General features: G+C 59.1%; 2 protein-coding genes and 1 pseudogene. All 3 read right to left on the bottom strand.

All coding sequences use genetic code 11. The features are described 5' to 3' along the window. Positions 1-284: pseudogene (locus AC1DH9_RS29145) on the bottom strand (alpha/beta fold hydrolase); the annotation flags it as partial. 79 nt (positions 285-363) lie between these two features. After that, positions 364-798: a YqaA family protein gene (locus AC1DH9_RS29140; RefSeq protein ID WP_427537446.1), complete on the bottom strand. Its 435-nt coding sequence runs from the start codon at positions 796-798 to the stop codon at positions 364-366. Next, entirely contained in the window at positions 798-1,241 is a 444-nt protein-coding gene (locus tag AC1DH9_RS29135; RefSeq protein WP_427537443.1) for a DUF411 domain-containing protein, read from the bottom strand. Before AC1DH9_RS29135 ends, AC1DH9_RS29140 begins: the two co-directional genes overlap by 1 nt. Positions 1,242-1,429 lie beyond the last annotated feature (188 nt).

Genomic DNA, 1,429 nt, shown 5'->3' with positions numbered 1-1,429 from the left:
GCATCGCTCAGGGCCTTGATCGAACTGTCCCAGGTTGCGCCGCAGAAATTCTTGCCGTGCATCAGCACGACGCTGCGACCGTTGGCTTTGCCGCTGGCGGCGACGTCCATGTAACCCATTTGCAGGTTTTTACCCTGAGACTCGAAAGCAAAATGCTTGAGGGTATAGGGGTAGTCGAAACCCTGTAGCTCCGGCCCATAGGCAGGCCCGTCGGCGTGGGCCAGGACGGGCAGGGCGAGCGTCAGGAGCAGGCCGGACAACCGAAGAGGACGTGAGCGGGGCATAGGTGAACTCCGTTGCGAATCGGTCGATGCTGGAGCGTGGTGATTAGGGCGACATTAACAATGTGGCCGCACCCAAGGGTCAAGGTATCCAGCCCAGTGTCGCCAGCGCCAGCACACCATAACGCGCACCTTTGGCGAAGGTCACGATCAGCAAAAAACGCCCCATGGGTTCTCGCATCACGCCGGCCACCAGGGTCAGTGGGTCGCCAATGATCGGCACCCAGCTCAGCAGCAGTGACCAATGGCCATAACGTTGATAGTGAGTGCGGGCCTTGTCCAGATGAACAGGGCTGACCGGAAACCAGCGACGCTCCCTGAAGCGCTCGATGCTGCGTCCCAGCCACCAGTTCAGCAACGAACCCAGCACGTTGCCGAGCGTGGCGACGGCGAGCAGCCACCACAGCCCATGCTCGCCGTTGAGCAACAATCCCACCAGCACGGCCTCGGACTGCAACGGTAACAGCGTCGCGGCACCGAATGCCGCGAAGAACAGCCCGAGATAGCCAACGAGCATTACCGGGCCGGGTAGTTGGCGACCACTTTATCGGTGCCATTTTCAGTCAACCCAATGACCTGATAAGCATCGGCCATGCCATCCATTTCCATGCCTGGCGAGCCCATGGGCATCCCCGGAGCAGCCACGCCAAGCAGGTCGGATTTGCTCAAGGCCAGAACCTGATCAGCGGGAACATGGCCTTCGACGAATTTGCCGTTGATCACCGCGGTGTGACACGAAGCCAGCCGCGGCGGGACGCCGAGGCGCTGCTTGACTTCGCTCATGTTGGTTTCGACGTGATCGTTGACCTTGAAGCCATTGGCTTCCAGGTGCGCGATCCACTTTTTGCAGCAACCGCAATTGGCATCGCGGTGGACATCGATCGGAATCAGCTCGGCGGCATGGGCCAGGGAGCTGATGAACAGGGCACCAAGGGCCGCCAGACGCAGTGTGGTTTTCATCGGTTATCTCTCGTTGATCAATTCACGCTGCGCATTTTGACCATTTTCCTCAATGAAAAAGGAGGCTTATGTTTCAAAGTTATTCATGGGTATCCCTTGAAGGTGATGCCCACGCGAAACGCGCGGGCGGCATTCACGGGTTCACCTGACCTTGAAGCGTCCCATGATCGAACTGACCCGGCTATTGG

Source organism: Pseudomonas sp. 05T35, assembly GCF_056396605.1.
This window is presented reverse-complemented; position numbering and strand designations above follow the sequence as displayed.

Coding starts and splice junctions, on each gene's coding strand:
- AC1DH9_RS29140 (WP_427537446.1), bottom strand. CDS start 798: ATGCTCGTTGGCTATCTCGGGCTGTTCTTCGCGGCATTCGGTGCCGCG.
- AC1DH9_RS29135 (WP_427537443.1), bottom strand. CDS start 1,241: ATGAAAACCACACTGCGTCTGGCGGCCCTTGGTGCCCTGTTCATCAGC.